17 protein-coding genes are annotated in these 21,181 nt (G+C 63.6%); 6 read left to right on the top strand and 11 right to left on the bottom strand.

The window, feature by feature from the left end:
- Window positions 1-11: 11 nt before the first annotated feature.
- From JWR51_RS03915 to JWR51_RS03905, 3 genes are all read right to left on the bottom strand, one after another.
- Window positions 12-941, bottom strand: coding sequence for a metalloregulator ArsR/SmtB family transcription factor (locus JWR51_RS03915; RefSeq protein ID WP_299743954.1), 930 nt, complete (start codon window positions 939-941; stop codon window positions 12-14).
- A gap of 259 nt (window positions 942-1,200) precedes the next feature.
- Window positions 1,201-2,004: a hypothetical protein gene (locus JWR51_RS03910; RefSeq protein ID WP_299743952.1), complete on the bottom strand. Its 804-nt coding sequence runs from the start codon at window positions 2,002-2,004 to the stop codon at window positions 1,201-1,203.
- A 99-nt stretch (window positions 2,005-2,103) separates the two neighbouring features.
- Window positions 2,104-3,237 (bottom strand): DUF2336 domain-containing protein, encoded by a 1,134-nt coding sequence (locus JWR51_RS03905; RefSeq protein ID WP_299743950.1) that lies wholly within the window; start codon window positions 3,235-3,237, stop codon window positions 2,104-2,106.
- 206 nt (window positions 3,238-3,443) lie between these two features.
- On the opposite strand from JWR51_RS03905, the gene JWR51_RS03900 reads away from it, so the two are divergent.
- Window positions 3,444-5,204, top strand: coding sequence for a tetratricopeptide repeat protein (locus tag JWR51_RS03900; protein WP_299743947.1), 1,761 nt, complete (start codon window positions 3,444-3,446; stop codon window positions 5,202-5,204).
- Window positions 5,201-6,739, top strand: coding sequence for a tetratricopeptide repeat protein (locus JWR51_RS03895; RefSeq protein WP_299743944.1), 1,539 nt, complete (start codon window positions 5,201-5,203; stop codon window positions 6,737-6,739). Before JWR51_RS03900 ends, JWR51_RS03895 begins: the two co-directional genes overlap by 4 nt.
- 155 nt (window positions 6,740-6,894) lie before the next feature.
- On the opposite strand, the gene rarD is transcribed toward JWR51_RS03895, so the two are convergent.
- Window positions 6,895-7,839, bottom strand: coding sequence for an EamA family transporter RarD (gene rarD, locus JWR51_RS03890; RefSeq protein WP_299743941.1), 945 nt, complete (start codon window positions 7,837-7,839; stop codon window positions 6,895-6,897).
- Between the two features lie 166 nt (window positions 7,840-8,005).
- Here rarD and JWR51_RS03885 point away from each other — a divergent pair, with 166 nt between their 5' ends.
- Entirely contained in the window at window positions 8,006-8,455 is a 450-nt protein-coding gene (locus JWR51_RS03885; RefSeq protein ID WP_299743938.1) for a host attachment protein, read from the top strand.
- Window positions 8,456-8,707: 252 nt separating this feature from the next.
- On the opposite strand, the gene JWR51_RS03880 is transcribed toward JWR51_RS03885, so the two are convergent.
- The 4 genes from JWR51_RS03880 to ettA form a co-directional block, all read right to left on the bottom strand.
- Window positions 8,708-9,550, bottom strand: coding sequence for an alpha/beta hydrolase (locus tag JWR51_RS03880; protein ID WP_299743935.1), 843 nt, complete (start codon window positions 9,548-9,550; stop codon window positions 8,708-8,710).
- Complete coding sequence (locus JWR51_RS03875) at window positions 9,544-9,867, bottom strand: hypothetical protein (protein ID WP_299743933.1); 324 nt, start codon at window positions 9,865-9,867, stop codon at window positions 9,544-9,546. Before JWR51_RS03875 ends, JWR51_RS03880 begins: the two co-directional genes overlap by 7 nt.
- Before the next feature lie 150 nt (window positions 9,868-10,017).
- Complete coding sequence (locus tag JWR51_RS03870) at window positions 10,018-10,797, bottom strand: hypothetical protein (protein WP_299743930.1); 780 nt, start codon at window positions 10,795-10,797, stop codon at window positions 10,018-10,020.
- Between the two features lie 96 nt (window positions 10,798-10,893).
- Complete coding sequence (gene ettA, locus JWR51_RS03865; RefSeq protein WP_299743928.1) at window positions 10,894-12,549, bottom strand: energy-dependent translational throttle protein EttA; 1,656 nt, start codon at window positions 12,547-12,549, stop codon at window positions 10,894-10,896.
- A 177-nt stretch (window positions 12,550-12,726) separates the two neighbouring features.
- Here ettA and JWR51_RS03860 point away from each other — a divergent pair, with 177 nt between their 5' ends.
- The 3 genes from JWR51_RS03860 (at window position 12,727) to JWR51_RS03850 (ending at window position 16,469) form a co-directional block, all read left to right on the top strand.
- Window positions 12,727-13,620, top strand: a complete 894-nt coding sequence (locus JWR51_RS03860) for a biopolymer transporter Tol (protein ID WP_299743925.1) — start codon at window positions 12,727-12,729, stop codon at window positions 13,618-13,620.
- 102 nt (window positions 13,621-13,722) lie between these two features.
- Entirely contained in the window at window positions 13,723-15,099 is a 1,377-nt protein-coding gene (locus tag JWR51_RS03855) for a pitrilysin family protein (RefSeq protein WP_299743923.1), read from the top strand.
- Between the two features lie 2 nt (window positions 15,100-15,101).
- On the top strand, window positions 15,102-16,469 hold the full coding sequence (locus JWR51_RS03850; protein ID WP_299743920.1) for a pitrilysin family protein: 1,368 nt from the start codon (window positions 15,102-15,104) through the stop codon (window positions 16,467-16,469).
- Between the two features lie 28 nt (window positions 16,470-16,497).
- On the opposite strand, the gene JWR51_RS03845 is transcribed toward JWR51_RS03850, so the two are convergent.
- The 3 genes from JWR51_RS03845 to JWR51_RS03835 all read right to left on the bottom strand — a co-directional run bounded on the left by JWR51_RS03845 (window position 16,498) and on the right by JWR51_RS03835 (window position 21,073).
- Entirely contained in the window at window positions 16,498-17,451 is a 954-nt protein-coding gene (locus tag JWR51_RS03845; protein WP_299743917.1) for an aminoglycoside phosphotransferase family protein, read from the bottom strand.
- A complete protein-coding gene (locus JWR51_RS03840) occupies window positions 17,448-19,616 on the bottom strand; it encodes an FdhF/YdeP family oxidoreductase (protein WP_299743914.1) in 2,169 nt (722 codons plus the stop codon). The genes JWR51_RS03845 and JWR51_RS03840 overlap by 4 nt, the downstream gene beginning before the upstream one ends.
- Before the next feature lie 299 nt (window positions 19,617-19,915).
- The gene (locus JWR51_RS03835; RefSeq protein ID WP_299743912.1) at window positions 19,916-21,073 is read right to left on the bottom strand and encodes a hypothetical protein; all 1,158 of its coding nucleotides are present in this window, start codon (window positions 21,071-21,073) and stop codon (window positions 19,916-19,918) included.
- Window positions 21,074-21,181: the final 108 nt, after the last annotated feature.

Below are 21,181 nucleotides of genomic sequence, written 5' to 3'. Positions count from 1 at the left end.
ATCTAAAACTTTCAGTTCTTGTCGTTCAGCCGCCAGAGGCAGACCGTCAGTCCGTTTTCGCCGTTGTCGCTGGGAAATTCTCGCGCCAGATCGACCTCCATGCCGATGGCGGCGGCCCAGGTCTCCATCTGGCTCCGCGACAGGCCAAGCCGGCGATGCGCATGCTCTTGGCGCAGGAATTCCAGGTTATGCGGCGCAAAGTCCACGATGACAATTTGCCCGCCCGGTTTGAGCAGGCGCCGCGCCTGCGCCAGCATGCGGCCCGGATCGTCGAAATAGTGCAGCACCTGGTGGATAACTATTACATCGGCCGGACCAACGCTGGCATCAAGAGCGCCGATATCGCCCAGGCGAACCTGCGCATGCCCGATCGCGGCATTCGCCAGCCTTGAGCGCGCCACCGCCAGCATTTCGCGGCTCGCATCGATACCGACGCCACGCTTATAGGAACCCGCCAGCACTTCCAGCATACGCCCGGTGCCGGTGCCTAGATCGACCAAGAGCTCGACCACCCTGCCCTCCAGCGCCTCCACCACGGCGGCTTCGACGGCGGATTCGGGTACATGCAAGGTCTTGAGCAGGTCCCAGCTTCCGGCGACCTTGGCAAAATACTGCGCCGCCTGTTCCTGCTGGGCCGCGCGCACGGCGTGTTGTCGCTCGCAATCGCGCTTGCGCTCGGGATCAGCGTCATCGACGCGGGTGATGAGCCACTGTGCCAGCTCGGCGCCCTCCCCGCCGGCGGCCAGCCCGTAATAGGCCCACGCGCCCTCGGCATTGCGCTGCACCAACCCCGCGTCCGCCAACAACTTGAGATGCCGCGATACGCGCGGCTGGCTCTGGCGCAGAATTTCCGTGAGGTCCTTGACCGAATGGTCGCCATCGGACAGCAATGCCAACAGGCGCAATCGGGTCCCTTCACCCGCCGCCTTCAGCAATCCCACCAATGTCCCCAGCTCCGCCATCGTCCCTCACGAGATATAAAGATGTCTTTATATCCGATTTGACGGAGGGGTCCAGAGGGATTTATGGGGCGGATATCCAAGACCCCTCATCCGCCCTTCGGGCACCTTCTCCCACAAGGGGAGAAGGGGGCATCGTGGCTTAGACGACCACCAGGCCAGCCCTCGCCCCTTGTGGGAGAGGGACAGATTTTCTGCGTTCAGCAGAAAATCAGGGTGAGGGGTTGGCTCCGCAAACGCCCTAGCCTTCCACAATAATCCCCAGCTCCGCACACACCACACCCAGCGCACTATCCCCCACCGGCACCGGCATCTCGGCGCGGCCGCGATTGGTGATCTGGCTGCGCCAGATATGTACGGCAAGGGTGTGGGGCGTGATGAAGGTTTCGAGCCGGCTCCCCGCCTGCATCAGCCGCGGAATCTCTTCGTAGCGCACGGGATAAAACACCTCCCGCGCTTGCACCTGCCCCGTCAGCCCTAGCGCCCGCGTATAATGCGTCAACGCAAACGGCCCGGTCGCGCCATATTGCATATATTCGGGCGGGACCGCCTGCCCCATCAGCCGCCGCGCCGCCACTTCCAGCCGCCGTCCGATCGGCAGGTGCGGCTCCAGCAGTGGCCGCTTCGTCTGGGTGAACACGGCCAGCAATCTGTCGAGCAATTCCGATTGCGCCGGCAGCAGCAGCACCGCGCCGTTGACCGAGCCTTCGCGCTCCCAGCCCATCAGATAGGGCGGCGGCTCGGCGATGGGGCACACGCAAAAAACATCCAGGTCCGCCCAGATGCCGCGCTCCGCCTTGAGCAGGCTCATGCGGAAATAATCGGAAAACACCCCCGGCGTGCCGCGGCCCTTGTAGAACACCAGCTTGTCGCGCGGCAGGATTTCGGTCGCATCGCGCCAGACGACGCCGTCCGGCAGATCGTCCATCGGCTCATAGGCATAGACTTCGACCCGGTGCCCCTGCCGCACGAACGAGACGGCGCACAGCCGCTCCAGCCAGCTCATTGGCCCGTGCCAGAACGTCACGATGGTCGGAAGTGTCATGCCTGTTCCCCGCAGCCGGCCCGGCAGCCCGCGTCCACAGGGACGCGGGTTGCCTAATAGCGGGTTGGCTGGCGAGGTCCAGCGGGAATTGCGATTGAGCTAGAGTGCCGCAGCAGTCGCCGCACGGTCCTCAGCGCCGCGTTTGCGGAACGAATGGGCACGCCACAATTCGAAGATTCCAAGCGCTTCATCGCGGCTGATCGCCTCGAAGCGGGCCAGCACATTGCGCTTGTCCATCTCGGTGGGCAGGTCGCGCCAGGGCAATATGCCGACGATGGACCCAAACAGCTCCGAGGTCAGGCCGGCGGCGCGCAAAGCCACGGTGATGGCCACATAATCCTGTCCGGCCAGCCATTTGACGAACACTTCGGGCTCCACCCGCAGGATCACCGTCAGCGCTGCCGCCGCATGGTGGCCGTATCCGAAGCGCGCGAACCGGGCCAGCGCGCGCTCATCGAGCTGCTTGCGATCGCTGAGCGCCTTGACCTGATTGTAGGCCAGCTTCCATTCGGTGGCCGAAAAGCCCGCCCGATTGCGCATGCGGTTGTAGACCACCGCATTGACCTTGCCGGCGGCGATCGGGTCGACATGGGTGTCCACGTCACCAAGCGCTTCCAGAACCTTGCCGGCCGCCTCATCGATCTGGCCGCGCAGCGAGGACCAATCGATCTCGGTGCGTGCCCGCAAATCATGGGCGATTTCGGCATCGGCCCGCGCGCGCGCCACCAGTTTGCGCAGGGTCTCGGCATCGAATTCGGCGGTCGGATTGCGCACCAGCCGGACCACCGAGGAGGTCCCGCCATGCTCGACGATCGCGCCGCCGACCCGCTCGGGGACATTGACGCGGCTGGCGATAGCCATCCGGTGGGCCTCGCCATGCGTGCTGATGATATCGATCAGGTCGTCATCGCTGAGCACGTTGGAAAATTCCAACAGGGGCCGCGCCACTTCGATGACGTCATTAGCCAGCTTGACCACCACAGTGCCGGGCGCCCGCTCGAGCGGCGCCAACAGCTTGGCGACATGCACCCGCGCTTCCACCTCGACCAGTTCGGCCAACTGGCACAGCACTTCGTCATATTGGGCGACCTGCTCGTCATCGCACTGGGCGGAGACGAAGCTGAAGAGCTGCGCCATGTTACGGAACAACTGGTCGCGTTCGGAGTGGTTTTCTTCGCCGTTCAGAACCCTGAAACTTGAAAACGCCCGCTGCCCCTGGTCAAGCTCGCTCATCGTCTGTCTCCCGGCTCCTGCCGCAAATTTGGACCATCAGGATGGACCGGGAGGTTCTCGTGCCCGCTGAAATTGCCAGTTCGGATTTGATTCAAATTGTCGGGATTTTTCGGGGCCTGCGCAGGGGGCACGGGAAACCGTCGGCGCTCCCATTCCCTCTCCTTAAATTCCGCACTAGAACTTCGCCATCGGCCCGGAGTTTGCCCATGGCGCGTCAGCCCGCCAAATCGACCGCCAGCGATCCCGCGACCGCCGCCGCGCCGGCGGACAAGCCCGTTCGCGCCCCGCGCCGCCGCGCTGCACCTAAACCCGCGGCCGTCGCTGTCGAGCCGCCTGCCGAGACTGCCCTGCCCCGACGCAAGGTGCCGCGCGTCCACCTGCCGACGCTGGAGGCCGGCTCCACCCACCTGCGCAAGGTCATTCTCAATATCGGCTTCGTGCTGGCGGTCCTGATTTTCATTCCGGTGCTGGCCAGTCAGTTCCTGCGCGATCAGGTGCTGATCGAACCGATCTCCGTGCCCGATGCAATATTAGAGCGCGGCCTCACGCCCGAAGTCGTCGCCAGTCGGTTATGGGATGGGCTGCGCGATGCCAATGCCGCCGCCCGCACCTCCAAGGCGACCGTCTCGGCCATTCCCGATAGCCAGCGCGTGCAGTTTTCGGTGCCCGAAGTGGGCCTGTCGATGGATTCCATCGTTCGCCAGACCCGGCAGTTCTTCAACATCTACCAGACCCGTATTTCCGGCGAATTCGTCTGCGCCGACGTGGCGTGCGTACCGGCCGACATGCGCCTGCGCCTGCGGGTGCTGCGCGGCAGCAGCGACGTCATCGACATGCCCCCGATCGGCAACCAGAGCCTGCGCGAGTATTTCACTGCGGCCGCCATCCAGGTGTTGTCAGTGCTCGACCCGTTCGTCGCCGTTTCGGCCATTTCCGGGACCGAGCCGGTCCGGGCCACCGCCCTCGCCCGACGCTTGATCCGCCAGCATCATCCCGACGCCAAATGGGCCTATAACCTGATCGGCAACCTGCGCTCGGTGGCGAAGGACTATCGCCCCGCTTTGGCGGAATACCGCGCCGCCGTGGCGCTGGACCCCAATTTCATCATCGCCCGCGCCAATGTGGCCATCACGCTGAGCCGGTTGGGCGACCCCGTCGCCGCCCGCGCTGAATATGACGCCATCGGCAAGGTGGAGCCCAGCAATCCCAATGTGCTGGAAGGCTATGCCGAACTCGCGGCCGCCGCCGGCAAGCCGGATGAGGCTATCGCCGACTTGCAGAAGGCGTTCGCTGTCGATCCCAATAGCCCGCATTACCTGGCGCGCATGGGCGAGATCGAGGCCAGCCGCGGCAACGAGGAGGTGGCCAACGGGTATTTCATCCGCGCTTTGCAGATCGACCCCGCTTACCCGCTGGCGCTCCAACCGCTGTTCACCGAGGCGCTAAGTACCGGCGACGTCGTCAAGGCCGAGGCCCTGGTGGGCGCCGCCGCCGATTATGAGCCGACCAGTGCTGAAGTGCAGGGGCTGCACGGCGCCGCCCTGACCTTTCTCGACCGCCACGCCGAGGCCCTCGCGGCCTTCGACCGTGCGCTGGCCATCACCCCCGACAATCCCGACATCCTCTATCAGTCGGCCAATATGTTGCAGGCTCTCGACCGCCAGGCCGATGCGGTGGTTCGGCTGAACCGGGCCATCGAACTCGATCCCTACAAGGCCGCGCCGATCTTCTCGCGCGGCACCTCGCTGGCGCTGACCGGCAATAACGCTGCCGCTCGCGCCGATTTCCAGCGCGTGCTGGAGCTCGACACCAGCGGCACCAATTACCATGACATGGCCGTCAACTTCATCGACATCCTCGATGGCCTCGACACTGCCACAGCCAAGCCCGCCACCGACGTGCCGGCCGAACCAGCCGTTCCCAAGCTGACATCCCCCGACGGCCCACGCATGGGGGTGCCGCTATGAGCGAGACCACCGCCCCCGTGCGGAATCTTTCCCTTCCCGGCATCGAGGCGATGTCGAGCACGCTGCGCACCGTGTTCATCAATATCGGCTTCTTCGCCGCCGTGCTGCTGCTGATCCCGGCGGTCGCCAGCCAGTTCTCGCGCAATGCCGTGGTCATCGAGCCCATTGCCGTGCCGCTGGCGCTGACCGATCGCGGTCTCAATGCCGATGTGGTCGCCAACCGGCTCTGGGACGGACTACAGGATTTCGCCAAGACCGCCAGCATTGCGCGCGCCACCATCATCGCCATTCCCGATAGCCAATTGGTGGAGTTCTCGCTGCCCGATACCGGCGTTTCCGTGGATTCGATCTTCAAGCAGGTCCGCCAGTTCTTCGGCGCTTACGAGACGCACATTGCCGGTGAGATCATCTGCGAGACCGCCGATTGCGCCACATCCGGCCTCCGGCTCCGCCTGCGGGTGATGCGAGGCAGCGCGGAAATCATCGACCTGCCGCCCATCGGCACCGAGTCCGAACCCGATTATTTCCGCGACGCCGCTGCAGGCATTTTCGATGTACTCGACCCAATGGTGGCCATCGCCGCCCGCTCGGTCACCGATCCACAGGGCGCCGCCAGCCGCGCCCGCCGCCTCGCGCTCAGCAACGGGCCCGATGCCAAATGGGCGTATAACCTGCTCGGCGATATCGCGCGCAATGGCGGCGATGCGGAGGGCGCTATCAGCGAATACCGTGCCGCGCTGGCGCTGGACGACAGCTTCAACATCGCCCGCATCGGCCTCGGACGCGCCCTTGCCGCCAGCGGCGACCTGCCAGGTGCCGCCGCGGCGCTGGACGCTGCTACGGCTCGTGATCCCTCGACGGTGGCGCTTCATTCGGCCCGTGCCGAGGTGGCGTTGCTGGCGGGCAACCGGGCACATGCGCTCAACGAACTGCTGGCCGCGTCGGAGATTGATCCGCTCGATCCCGGCCTGCTCGCCCGTGCCGGCGAGCAGGAGCTCGCCATCGACCGCCGCGACGACGCCGTGCGGCACCTGACCGAGGCGCTCAATCTCGATCCCGGCCACGCCGATGCCTTGCGCCTGTTGGGCGGCTCCTACCGGGCCGATGGCGATCTCGCGGCGGCCGAACGCCTGTTCAAGGACTGGGCCGATTACGATCCCAGCAGCGTCGAGGCGCATCTGGCGCTGGCGGAAATCCTGGTGGAGCGCGATGTGCTCGACAAGGCCGCCGAACAGTACAACCGTGTTGTCGCGCTGGCGTCGGAGAACCTCGACTACGCCATGGCCCGCGCCCACGTGCTGTTCACGCTCAAGCGCTATGCTCAGGCGGTCGATGGCTTGACACCGTTCGCGGATGCGGACCCTGCCAATCCGGCTGCGACCCTGCTGCTGGCGCAAATCCAGCAAGCTGCTGGCCGCACGGAACGGGCCGTGGAGCGATATCGGCAGATCCTGGCTCTGGAGATTGGCGAAAGCGAACGCGCTGAAACGGAGAAGGCGCTGGTGGAGTTGGGGGCGGACTCACCGGCTGATTGACCGCCTTCGAACGACGATCCAGTTAGCACCGTCTCTCCCACCCACCGCCCTTCCCGCGGACTTGATCCGCGGGCCACTCTCAATCCGGCACATGCGGCGAGAGGCCCGCGGATCAAGTCCGCGGGAAGGATCGTGGGTGTGGAAAAATAGTACCCCTACGCCGCAACAGCCCTCGGCCGCCGGCGAAAACTGTCCCAACTGAACACCATCAGCGATAGCCAGATCAGGGCAAAGCTCACTAGGCGCGTGGCGTTCATTTCCTCGTGGAACAGAAACACCGCTATGAGGAACTGGATCGAGGGCGCCAGGTATTGAAACATGCCGATCGTGGTCAGCCGCAACCGCTGCACCGCGAAGGCAAAAAGCAACAGCGGCACCGCCGTCGCCGGACCGGTCAGCACCAGCAGCAGCAGCATGGTCGGATCGCTGTGCACGCCGACCCCGACCGTCACCAGATTATAGCCGATATAGGCCAGTGCCACCGGCGCGATCATCAGCGTTTCGGCGAACAGGCCCGTCGCCGGCCCCAGCATCGCGGTCTTGCGGAAATAGCCGTAAAGTCCGAACGATATCGCCAGCCCCAGCGAGATATACGGCACACTGCCCAAGGCCGCGGCCTGGATGCCGATGGCGATCACCGCAATGCCGATAGATACGGTCTGCCACTTGTTCTGCCGCTCGCCCAGGAACACCATGCCGATGGCGATATTGACCAGCGGATTGATGAAATAGCCGAAACTGGCCTGCAGCAACTCGTTGGCGTCGACCGCATAGACATAGAGCAGCCAATTGCCCGCCAGCAGCACCGATGAAAGGGCCAGCACGCGCACCTTGCGACCGTCGCGCAGGAAGGCACGGACCTCGCCGAACTTGCCGGTGATGGCCAACACGATCGCCAGCAGGATCAGCGAATAGACCGTCCGTTCGGCCACGACGAGGACGGCACCTGCCTCACTCAGGGGATGCAGCAGCAGCGGCAGAAACCCCCACAGCAGATAGGCGACGAGCGCCGCCACCACGCCGTTGGCGGCATCCTTGGCATCGATGATGGGGGCTGGCGCCGGGGCGAGCGTGGCAGGCGCCGATTCTGGCAGGGACATGAAAAAGCTCCGCGCCCGGACGGCGCCGTAAGGGCCCCTGATAGCAGCCGCGACGGCGCCTCGCCAATGAAGCTTTGTGATCGCAACCCGCCCCATTTTGATGACCGGGGCCAACCTTTTGCCTGTCGGCACGTTGGTACTATTCAGACCAACAGGAGCAATTGCCATGAAGAAGACCGTCACTTGGGTATTGATCGCCGATGGCGCCCAGGCCCGCGTGCTGCAACATAACGGCCCCGGCAAAGGCCTCACTCAGGTCGATGGGCTGGACTTCGCGATCGATCCGCTGCAGGCGCAGGACATCATGTCGGACCGCCCCGGCCGTGGTCACTCGTCCAGCGGCTCAGCCCGCAGCGGCATGGAGCGCAAGACCGATCCGGTCGAATACCGCGAGACCCAGTTCGTCAAATCCCTCGCCGACATGCTCGACCGCGCGCAGCAGAAGGGCGCCTATGACCGCTTGGTTATCGCGGCCTCGCCGATTGCGTTGGGCGATATCCGCAAGGCCATCAGCGCCGGCGTGAAAAAGACCGTGGTCGCCGAACTGGACAAGGATCTCACCAATTTGCCGACGCCGCAATTGGACAAGCATCTGGACGGGATTTTGAGCGTTTAATCTCAAGGGGTTAGAAGCCGAAGGTGAATCATGCCGCCAAGCGGTTGATTCAGATTCGGAAGATGTTGATTCAAGACCTCAGTCCGACGTCTGCCTCCTACACCTCTCCCTTTGGGGGAGAGGTCGACCCTCTTGGGTCGGGTGAGGGGGCCTCTACTGGGTGCGGTGTTTGGGGAAGGCCCCCTCACCCGTCGCTACGCGCCGACCTCTCCCCCGAAGGGAGAGGTGCAGGAGAGCCAAGCCGTTACCAGATCAATCCTCGTCATCCCCATCATCCACGTCACCGCTGATCGCATCCAGAAACTGCAGCAGCAGTGGATTGACCCGATCGGGGCGCTCGATACTCGGAATATGCGCGACATCTTCCAGCACCACCGCAAACGCGTTGGGCATTTCTTCGGACAAATGATCGTGCCGCTCGATCAGGTAGTTGAAATCCTGGTCGCCCACCATCAACAGCGTCGGCGCATTGATCGCGTCCATCCGCTGGTAGGCATCCGCTCGCGGCTCTTCCTTGGTGAGTGCGGGCTTGCGCAAAGCCACCTCATTCATGTCGAGGAACAGCGTCCGCGCTGTCCCGCCGACCCGCCCATTCGCCGCGCGTGGCCCATCGAGCCATTCATGCGCCTGCACCTTGTTGAGCATGTCGAGATCGCCGCGCTCGAACGCATCTTCCTCGGCCATTTCTAGCTGCCGCTCGATCTCACTGACTTCCCACGGGGCCCCGGTGATCGACGTGCCGATCAGCACCAGCCCCAGCACGCGGCCCGGATAGCGCAAGGCGAAATCCACCGCCAGGCCGCCACCCATCGAGCAGCCCACAAACACCGCCGCATGGATATCGCGCGCTGCCAGAACCGCCACCAGATCGTCGACGTGGTTGAACGCCACGTCCTCCGAAGCCGTCTCGCCATAGCCGCGCCGGTCGTAGGCAATCGCCTCCCAGCCCTCCTCGGCGACCTCGTCCATCTGGCTCTGCCACATCCGCTTGTCGCAGACCCCGGCATGCAAGAACACCACCGGCAGGCCCTCGCCCGCCGCGATGCCCGCCAATGTTGCGCCCCGCACGGCTACCGAAAAAGGCGTCGCTACCACGCGCAGAGTTCCGCTTCCGTCTCGCGGCTCACCCAGCACGCGCCATCTTCTTCGGAGCGATCATAAGTCCCCGGCAATGGCACCGAACGCCCACCGGCCTCAAATACTGCGCCAACGCTGGCCTCACCCGGCCGGTCGATCCAAACCTGAAATGTCGGCTTGCCGGGCGCCGAAATCTCAAAGCTTCCCGCGGCGTCGAGGCTCTCGAAATTGCACGGATAATCCCCATCATCCGTGGTGTAGCAATCGGCATCTTTGGCGAAGGCCGGTGCCGCTATCATCGCGGCAACCGCGACAACACCCAGTAGCAAACGCATTCCATCCTCCCAGAAAAAAGGCCGGACTTGCCGTCCGGCCCACATCTACCGCGTCAGCGGCTTGTACGTCGCGCTTTGGAGTAGCTACAACCAACTAGACTCACAGATAAAGGCCAATCAAGAAGACAGTGAGAAATTCAACGGCGGAGGCTACCCAGGCGATGGCCATTCATCTTTGGCATATCCCCAAAGCCGCCCATCACGTTCCAACCCAATGATCGGCATCGCTATCTCAGGATACTCACCGGAAATAAGCGCAAAATAGTCACGCGCCCACAGATACTTTTCCATAACGCGACTATCGCCCGATGCATCGTACATTCCCTTGCAGATGACATATTTGTAATTGGAAAAGTAGTTGATATTTGGGCGCCAGGCCGGACGACCGGACGCTGGATAAATTTCGGTCGCCCCGAACGGCTGCATGTAGTCCAGAAAAAATCGGCCATCGAAATCTTTGCGCCACGACCTTCGAAAACCATAAGGCTCGCTCCCCTCCTTCAACAAGCTGCCATGCTGAAACTCGGCCTCAACTGCCTCATCCAACACTATTCGCGGGTAGACTGCGATATCTCGCTCAATTTTATAGGCGGTAATCATCGCCGGCCCGTAAACCATGCCCTCGCGATGATATATGGGGCCCCGGGTTATCCCGCCGCGGAGCAGAAACCCGCTCAGGCAGGCAACTAGGCACAGTTGATCGAGAAAGGTCGTCAAAAGCCCAGTGGACTGTTCCGACGACGCCAGAGCAGAAAGTACAATACAATCCGAAAACTGCGTTGCCTGGATTTTGCCAGACATATCGGGACCCGAAACGCCCAGCGATATCGTGTCCCAGAACGAACCGTATGCCGCTGCCTGTTGTCCCACGGTTTGCAGCAGGCCTATCAGCCAACCAAGATGGCGTGAATCCTGAGTAGGGTTACCCATTACCGCAGCGCTCCAGCCCAAGATATCGACAAACGCAACGTATCGATCTTCGTACGTTAGCTCATCATACTTGGGCTGGTCTAAGGTCACCCGATCCTACCGCGTCAGCGGCTTATACGTCGCGCGCTTGGGGTTCACCGCATCGGCGCCGAGGCGGCGGACTTTGTCGGCTTCGTAGTCGGCGAAGTTGCCTTCGAACCATTCGACATGGCTGTTGCCTTCGAAGGCCAGCATGTGGGTCGCCAGCCGGTCGAGGAACATGCGATCATGGCTGATGATCACGGCGCAGCCGGCGAATTCCTCCAGCGCCTCTTCGAGCGCGGCGAGGGTTTCGGTGTCCAGATCGTTGGTGGGCTCATCGAGGAGCAGCACGTTGGAGCCGCTCTTGAGCATCTTGGCGAGATGCACGCGGTTGCGCTGCCCGCCCGACAGGTTGCCGACCTTCTGCTGCTGGTCGCCGCCCTTGAAGTTGAACGACGAGGTATACGCACGGGAGTTCACCTCGCGCTTGCCCAGCATCAGCACTTCATCACCCTCGGAGATTTCCTCCCAGACGGTCTTATTGGGATTGAGGCTGTCGCGGCTCTGGTCGACATAGCCCATGTGGACGCTGTCGGCGATGGTCACGGTGCCGGAATCAGGCGTCTCCTGGCCGGTCAGCATGCGGAACAGCGTGGTTTTGCCCGCGCCGTTGGCTCCGATAATGCCCACGATGCCGCCGGGGGGCAGCTTGAAGGTCAGGTTGTCGATCAGCAGCCGATCGCCATAGGACTTGGACAGCCCTTCGATATCGATGACGTTATTGCCCAGCCGTTCGCCAGCCGGAATGATGATCTGGGCGGTCGAGGACTGCGTACGCGCCTCGTTGATCTTGACCAGTTCCTCGTAGGACTTGAGGCGGGCCTTGGACTTGGTCTGGCGCGCCTGCGGCGACTGCCCCATCCACTCGCGCTCGCGCTCCAGCACTTTTGCACGGGCCTGATCTTCGGATTTCTCCTGCGCAAAGCGCTTGGCCTTGGCAGTCAGGTAGGCGGAATAATTGCCCTCGTAAGGCACACCCTTGCCGCGGTCGAGCTCGAGAATCCAGCCCGTCACGTTGTCGAGGAAGTACCGATCATGGGTGATGATCAGTACGGCGCCTTCGAACTCACGCAAATGGCGTTCGAGCCAGGCGGTGGTTTCCGCATCGAGATGGTTGGTGGGTTCGTCGAGCAGCAGCAGGTCGGGCTTGCTCAGCAACAGCGCGCAAAGCGCCACACGGCGGCGTTCGCCACCCGATAGCTTGGTGACGTCGGCATCGCCGGGCGGGCAGCCCAGGGCTTCCATCGCCACTTCGACCTGCGATTCGAGATCCCACAGGTTTTCCGCGTCGATCTTGTCCTGCAGCTTGGATGCTTCGTCGGCGGTCTCGTCGGAATAGTCCATCATCAGCTCGTTGTAACGATCGATGACGGCCTTCTTTTCCTTGACCCCGGTCATGACATTGCCGAGCACGTTCAGCGCCGGATCCAGCTCGGGCTCCTGGCTCAGGTAACCAAGCTTGGCGCCCTGGGCGAGCCAGGCTTCGCCGGTGAATTCGGTATCGATCCCGGCCATTATCTTGAGCAGCGTCGATTTACCCGAGCCGTTCGGGCCCAGCACGCCGATCTTGGCGTCGGGGTAGAAGGACAGGTGGATATTGTCCAACACCTTCTTGCCACCGGCATAGGCTTTGGACATTCCGCTCATGTGGTAGATGAATTGGCGAGCCATCGGCTTGCAAACCTCGATAACGGGAACAGGATTTGCCCCGTATGTAGGCCAAGCCGCCCTTCGGGGCAATGCGTCTGGGCAATTGCCGCTGGGCACAACTTGCGCGGTGCCACTAGCGTCATCGAGAACCATCGGTTACGCTGGATTAACGTTCATACAACTACAAGGCGTTCCATCTTGACCTTCACCTTTCCCCGCCGCGGTCGCACTTTGTCGGCCGGTCAGCGCTCCGAACTGACCGTTATCGACATCCACGGCAACGCGTCCATCATCCTCACCGCCGATGAAATCATCGAGGCCCCGAACTGGACTGCGGACGGCACCGCCCTGGTGTTCAACGCCGGCGGCAAGCTGTTCCGCATCGCCCCGACCGGCGGCGAAGTGACCCCGATCGACACCGGCCGCCTGGCCGACCTGAACAATGACCACGTCCTAGCGCCGGATGGTTCCACCATCTATGTCAGCTCCGACGACGGCCACCTCTATGCCGTGCCCTTCGCCGGCGGCACCCCGCGCCGCGTCTCCAACACGCACGACACCCCATTCCATTATTACCTGCACGGCATCTCGCCCGACGGCAAAACGCTGTCCTACGTTGCCATCGAGGGCAAAGGCCCCGACCGCCGCGTCAACATCTTCACGATTCCCGCGGCCGGTGGCGCCGATACCCGCCTCACCGACGTGTCGGTGCCCAATGACGGCCCGGAATATTCGCCCGATGGCCGCTGGGTCTATTTCAACTCCGAACTCGCCGCGAGCCAGCCCGGCCATGCCCAGATTTTCCGCATGAACGCCGATGGCAGCGGACAGGAACAGTTGACCTTCGACAACCTGGTCAACTGGTTCCCGCACCTGTCGCCCGACGGCAAGCAGGTCGCCTTCATCAGCTTCCCCACCGGCACGCTCGGCCACCCCGCCGACAAGGATGTGCTGCTGCGCATGATGAACCCCGATGGCTCCGATCAGCGCACGCTGGTCAGCTTTTTTGGCGGCCAGGGCACCATCAATGTCAATTCCTGGGCCCCCGACAGCACGCGCTTCGCCTATGTCGCCTACCCGGTAATGCCATAGAATTGCTCGCATACCGCCACGCCGGCGGCTCGACTTGACCCCACATTGCCCTCTACAAGGCAAACCCATCGCCATCGTCGGCGGGTAAGCCTGGAGCGTCTGATGGTGTCGATGACTGGATTGGTGCGTGCATGTGCCTTGGCGCTGTCGATTGCAGCGCTGAGCCTGCCCGCCCGGGCGGAAGCCCCCACGACCGCCGCCAACGAGGCGGTCGTGGAGCATTACGTGCTCGATAATGGCCTCGAAATCGTGGTCATTCCCGATCACCGCTCGCCCATCGTCACCCATATGGTGTGGTACAAGATCGGCAGCGCCGACGAGCCACCGGGCAAATCCGGCATCGCCCATTTCTTCGAGCATCTGATGTTCAAGGGCACCAAGGCGCACCCGGCCGGCGAATTCGACCGGGTGGTCAGCGAAATCGGCGGCAACCAGAACGCCTTCACCGCCAATGACTACACCGCCTTTTTCCAGACCGTGCCGCCCGATGCCTTGCCCACCATGATGAGCTTCGAGGCCGACCGGATGCGCGGCCTGATCCTCACCGAAGACGTCATCGGGGCCGAGCGCGACGTGGTGCTCGAGGAGCGCCGGTCGCGCATCGAGAGCAGCCCCCGGTCCCTGCTGCAGGAAGAGACGCAGGCCACGCTGTTCCAGAACCATCCCTATCGCATCCCGGTGATCGGCTGGCTGCACGAGATGGAACAGCTCAACCGCGTCGACGCGACCGCCTTTTATGACCGCTATTACGCGCCCAATAATGCGGTGCTGGTGGTGGCTGGCGATGTCGAGCCCGAGGCCGTACTGGCGCTGGCGAAAACCACCTATGGCCTGGTGCCGCGCGGCCCCGACCTGCCGCCACGCGTGCGTCCGTCCGAGCCCGAGCACAATACCCGCCGCACCGTCACCATGAACGATGCGCGCGTCGGCGTACCAAGCTATTCGACCTCCTGGGTGGTTCCCACCTATCGCAATGCCCGGCCCGGCGAGGCCGAGGCGCTTGATTTGCTGTCCGAAATCCTGGGCGGCGGCACGCGGAGCCGGCTGTACCAGCAGGTCGTGGTCAAGGGCGACATCGCTTCGGCGGCCGGCGCGGGCTATGATTCAGGCGCCTATGATCCCAGTACCTTCACGGTTTATGGCGTGCCGCAGGGCGACAACACCGTCGCCAGCGTCGAGGCCGCGGTCAATGCCCAGATCGCCTCGGTGATCAAGGACGGCGTGACCGAAAAGGAGCTCGACAGCGCCAAGACGCGCTATGTCCGCAGCCTGGTTTTCGCCCGCGACGAGCAGGCCGACATGGCCAATCTCTATGGCCGCGAACTCGCCACCGGCGGCACTGTCGAGGACATCGCCGAATGGCCGGACCGCATTCGCGCGGTCACCGCCGAGCAGGTTCAGGCCGTCGCCCAGCGCTATCTCGATCCATCCGTCGCGGTCACCAGTTACCTGTTGCCGCCCGCCACCGAGGGCAAATAGCCATGGCCGTTCGTTTCATCTCCACCCTCGTCGTCGCGGCGCTGACCTTGTTCGCCATAGTGCCGGCGCAGGCCGAAGTGGTGTTCCAGGACGTCACCTCCCCCAAGGGCATCCATGCCTGGCTGGTGGAGGATTATTCCGTCCCCATCGTCACCATCCGCTTTTCGTTTTCGGGCGGCACCTCGCAGGACCCCGTCGGCAAGGAGGGCCTGGCCAACCTGATGACCAGCCTGTTCGACGAGGGCGCCGGTGACCTCGACAGCGACACGTTCCAGATCAAGCTGGATGACGCGGGCGCGGAAATGAGCTTTTCCGCCGACCAGGACGCCGTCCATGGCTCCATGCGCATGCTGGCCGACCAGCAGCCGGAAGCCTTTGGCCTGCTCAAGATGTCTGTCGAAAGCCCGCGCTTCGACCAGAACCCGATCGACCGGATGCGCAGCCAGATCGTCTCCGGCATCATGGCCAATGCGCAGCGGCCCGAAACCGCGGCCAATGAGCAATGGGCCAAGACGCTCTATGGCGACCACCCCTATTCGCGCACCAACGACGGCACCATCGCGGGGCTAACGACAGTCACCGCCGCCGATCTGCGCGCCTTCCACAGGGCCATGTTCGCCCGCTCCAACCTGCATATCGGCGTCGTGGGCGCCATCGATGCCGAAACCCTCAAGACTCGTCTCGACCAGGTGTTCGGTGACCTGCCCGCAGAGGCGGCCCTGACGCCGGTCCCCGATATCGTGCCCAAGCTGGGCCAGGACGTCGGCATCACCTACAACCTGCCGCAGACCACGATCTACATGGCCTATCCGGGCGTGCAGCGCGCCGACCCGGATTTCTTCGCGGCCTATGTGATGAACTACATCCTGGGCGGCGGCGATTTCTCCTCGCGCCTGTTCGCCGAAGTGCGCGAAAAGCGCGGCCTGACCTATGGGGTCAGCTCGTCGCTGCAGAATTCCGACCATGCCGATTCCCTGGTCATCGGCACCGCGACCCGCGCCGACCGCGCCGGCGAAACCCTCAAGGTCATCCAGGACGTAATCGCCGGCCTCGCCAAGGACGGTCCGACCGAAGCCGAGCTGGCTTCGGCGAAGAAGTATATCATCGGCTCCTATGCCATCAACAGTATGAGCTCCTCGGTGGCCATCGCCAATACGCTGGTGGGTTTGCAGGACGTGGATCTGCCCATCGACTACGTGGCGCAGCGGCCGGCCCTAATCAACGCGGTGACGTTGGAACAGGTCAAGGCGGCGGCGGCCAAGCTATTGAGTGTGAAGCCGACGATACTGTTGCTGGGTCCGGCGGCGACGCCGGCCGATGTGCCGACGCCAACCCCTGCTCCTGCGTTGGAGACGCCCACACAGCCATGAACCCGTGAGGACAGAGGCTAGGCGGCACCTATCCGCGCGCCATCGCGACAGTCGCCGTAAATGCCGCGAGCATTCTCGCCCGGTCCTCGGGCTTTGACGGCTGTTCATTGCCGTTGAACACGCCGCCATGCTCGGCCATCAGGTCGAGCAGGAATATCGCCACGTAGAGCCTGAAAATCGCATCGCCGGCCTGCTCGGCATGGTGGAGCCAGGCAGCGACGTAACCGGTCGGGCCTCCGTAGGCCAGCAGCGCCGCCAGGGTCAGCGCCGCGGGATAGCGCGGATCGCCGAAACACAGATCGTCGACATCGACGATGCCTGACAGCACGCCGGCAGGATCGATGATGACATTCTTGGTCGTCGTATCGTGCAGAAACGGCGTGGCCGGAATCTGGGCCAGCCGCTCGCGCTGGCTGGTCAATATGGTCTCGACGGTCCCGAGCAGGCCGGTATCGAACAGGCCATGAGCCGCCATGCGCTGCCGCGATCGATCGAGGTTGCCGCGCAACACGGCCTCCCAACTGGCAAAAGGCGCATCCTCCGGACGTATCGCATAGCCATAGCGGCCCGCCGATCCCGTTTGCGCCACGGCCGCCTGCGCAGCGGCCACACCTGCCGCGATACGATCGAGCTGGCGTTCCGACAGCGATCCGATGACGCCACCGAGATCGCCTCCCGCAAGCCGTTCCAGCACGATCCAGGGCAGAGGCGCCTCGATGTCCTGGGCCAACAGCGCCGGCAGCGGCACCCCGCGCGGCCGCAGCAATCGCGACAGATGCACCGCGCCCGCCATCGCGGCATGCGCCGATTGGCTACCGATGCGCACCACGACCGGCGGCAACTCGGCAAACTGCGCCTCATATACATAGTGCTGCGCGCCAGTGGTGAACCGCGTGATCGCCACGGGAGAAGCGCCCATGACCTGCTTGGCCACCGAGGCGGCCAAGGCAGCGCTCGGCACTGTGACGACGGGAGCGATCACGCCTCGATCCACACCGGGACCGATTTGAACGCCGGCGTCTTACTGCGCGGATCCACCGCCGTGCCCACCAGCACATTGGCCTCGGGGTAATACGCCATGGCGCTGCCGCGCGGCAGGTCGAATTCCTTGACCACCGCGCTCATCCGCCCGACGTCGGACGCGAGCGTCACCACCTGCCCCGCGCTGACGCCAAATGCCGCCATGTCGGCGCCATTGAGGAACACCGCATCGCGCCCCGCGCCGTCGCGATAGCTGTCATTGTCCTCGTAGATGATGGTGTTGAACTGGCCCTCGCTACGCACCGTCGCCAGCAGCAGCTTGCCCGGCTCCAGCACCGGCAACGGCGTCACCACGAAATGCGCCCTTCCGTCAGCAGTGCCGAATTCGGGCACATGCATCACCCGGTGCTTGATGTGGAATTCCTTCTTCGCCACATCGATATCTGCCAGTTGCTCTAGCCCCGGCACGATCGCCGCAATCGCCTCGCGCACTTTAGAATGCTGCGCGAACGCCTTGAAATCAATTGCGGAATCCGGCAGCAGCCGCACGGCTATATCACAGAGGATATGGCTTTCCGGCCGCACGTTCTCCAGTCGCTTGATGCCGCCATCGCTGAGGCGGACATAGTTGAACATCGATTCCTGGGTGGTCGGCTGCCACTCCTCGTCGCGCGCCGTAACCGGCAGGATCAGCACCTCGCCGTCGCCCAGCCCGTGCACGTGGCCCATATTCAGCGTCGTGGTCAGGAACAGCTTGAACCCTATGCTGCCCATGGCGCGGCTGGCGAAGTCGGTGTCCGGCGTTGCGCCCCACAGGTTGCCGCCCATGATCACCGCCGCGTCGATCTCGCCGCGCTCGGCCGCCTTGAGGCAGGCCATGGTGTCCATGCCCTGCTGGGACGGAAATCTCATGCCGAAGGCCGCTTCCATCTTGCCCAGCACGTCCTTGGCCAGCACCGGCTTGACCCCGATCGTACCGATGCCCTGCACATTCGAATGCCCGCGCAGCGGCAGCAGCCCGGCAAAACGCTTGCCCACCATGCCGCGCAAGGTCGCCAGATTGGCGATGGCCTCGACATTCTCCACGCCATGGACATGGTGCGTCATCCCCATGCCCCAGGCAAACACCGCGTTCTGAGCCTGCCCGTAACGCTGGGCGATTTCCTCGATCCGCGCCTGCGCGATGCCGCAAGCCGCCACGATCTCATCCCAAGCCAAGGCGTCTAGATCGGCCCGGAACGCCTCGTACCCGCTCGCGTGATCGGCGATAAAATCCCTCGCCTCCAGCCCCGCCGCGATCACCGCCTTGGCGATCCCCTTCATCAGCGCGATATCCGAGCCGATGCGCGGCTGCAGATAATCCGAGGCAATCTCGCTGCCGCCCTTGAGCATCGAGCTTGGCGATTTCGGCACCGCGAACTTGACCAGCCCCGGCTCCTTGGCCGGGTTGATCACGATCACCTGCCCGCCCCGCTCGCGGCAATTCTTGAGCATGTGGATGAAGCGCGGATGATTGGACGACGGATTGGCCCCGATCACGAAGATCAGGTCGCACCCGGTCAGGTCTTCGAGTTCGACGCTGGAGGTGCCTGAGCCGATCGTCGTCTTCAGCCCCTCGCTGGTGGCCTGGTGGCAGTAATACGAGCAGTTGTTGACGTTATTGGTGCCATAGGCCCGGGCCAAAAGCTGGAAAATGAACCCCGCCTCGTTGGACGAGCGCCCCGACGAATAAAAGAAACTCCGCTGTGGCTGCGTCACCTTGAGCTGCGCCGCCGCATGCGCGATGGCGAAATCCCAGCCCACCGGCTCGAACCGCTCCGCGCCTGCCGCCTTGAAGATCGGTGTGCCCAGCCGGCCGAGCTTTTCCATCTCGCGCCCGGTCAATTCGCCCAGTTCGGCAATGGAATGCTCGAAAATCGGCTCCGGAATGGCGGCGCGCACATCGCTCGATTGCGCCTGCACGCTCTTGTTGCAGACCGAGGGAAACTCCCCCAGCTCATTGGTCATGCCGCCGCGCTGGCCGCCCATGCCATAGGCACAGGCCTTGCAGGCGTTCTTGCTGGTCAGCGCCTTGGCCGCCTTGCCCACGCCCATCCGGCCAACGGTCTGCAGCGTATAGAGAACCTTCTTGGGTCCACCACCGACGATCGGCTTGCCATGGGCCATCACACACTCCCGGCCGTCTACAGCGGCGCATGGCGGCATTGTCCCCTCCCCGGCGCGTTGACGCAAGCGCGGGACAACAAAAAGGGCGCGAAACCGAAGTCTCGCGCCCCCACCGGAGACACCACAAAGGAGCGTCAGCCTCTGCAGCAGTCTGCCGATCGTATGGCAGCCGGGGAGGGATACGGCCGCCATTCCTGCGCCGTCATGTCTGGAGTGCACCGACGGTTCGCAGCCTTAACGGCGTCCGCTGGCAACAGTTCCTCCAAACGCAATCTGTGATCGCCCGATGCCGCCCGAACCTAAAGATTGCCGGTGACCGAAAACGCAATGCCGGTTTTGTCGTAGCTCTCGCCCGGATTGTCGTAGTGGCCGAACGAGACCGTCGCGCCATAGCTGAGCTGGGCCGAAGCCGCATAGCGCAAGCCCAGCGCCGCCGTGCGCCGGGACCGGATCAGGCTGGTGTCATAGAGTCCCACCTCACGCCAGAAGCCAAGCTGGGCCGATAGCTCCACCTGCGGCGCCAGGGCCACTGTGGCGGCCAGGTCGATCGCCGATGTGTGCCCTGCTACCCCATCGATTGGATCGACCAGTTCAACGCCGGTCCCCGCGTTCAGGCTCAAACTCACCCCAGCAGTAGGCACCAGACTTGCCGCCACCGCGAAATATGGCGACGTGCGGCGCAGATCGGCATGCCCCTTCGGCCACACCAGATCGAAGCCGGCCGACCCGCTCAGCGTCACTGGGCCAGCGGCGACCCGCAGGCCCGCGCTCACCCGCCCACCATCGGCGGGCGCCCGGAAAAACAGGTAGCGATCGAGTTCGGGGACCGTGGTGAACCACATTTCCATCGCCGCCAACGCAGCCATTGTCGGCGATATCGCCTTCTCCCACGCAATGCGTGTGGTGACGCTGCCAACATCCGGCTGCAATTTCAGCGGCGGCAGACCCAGCCCGACCAGTTCACTGTTCCCCTGCACGGCCCACAGTCCGGCGACATCCACCGTCACCTGCTGGTCCGGTCCCGTCACCACCAGCGTGCCGACGAATTCGTGATCCGTCTCCTCGCTGCGGATGGGAATGATGAACCCTTCGATATTCAGATCGTCGCCGGTCCAGCTTCGCGTCACGGCGTAGCCCAGACGCAGCTTGGCATCCCCCAGCGCCAGTTCGGCCTCGATACCGCCGGCCACCTCGTCGTCGTCTTCGAAGCTCGTCGCCATGAACCGCGTCTGGGTGATGCTCAGCGTGCCGCGCAACAGGGCGTTCCCGGCGACGCCGGTTAGCGATATTTCCTGGCTGTGGGTGCCGTAAAGATCGTCTTGCCCCGCCGCACTGTCGGTGGCGTTTGAGGTCCAGCCGGTTTCCACCTGGCTCTTGATCGAAAGCGGGGATTGCGCCGCGGCGGGCCAGGCCAGCAGCGTGGCGATCAATGCTGTACCAAATGCGCGCCCGATCATCCCGGTTCTCCTGCCTTCTTCGCAGGATCGCGTAGTTCGGTAACCAATATTACACGTAGCCCCTACGCGCTTATCCCGATTTTTGCTGCTTAAAATTCACCATTAAGA

The sequence above is a fragment of the Devosia sp. genome, assembly GCF_028290625.1.
Taxonomy (GTDB): domain Bacteria; phylum Pseudomonadota; class Alphaproteobacteria; order Rhizobiales; family Devosiaceae; genus Devosia.
This window is presented reverse-complemented; position numbering and strand designations above follow the sequence as displayed.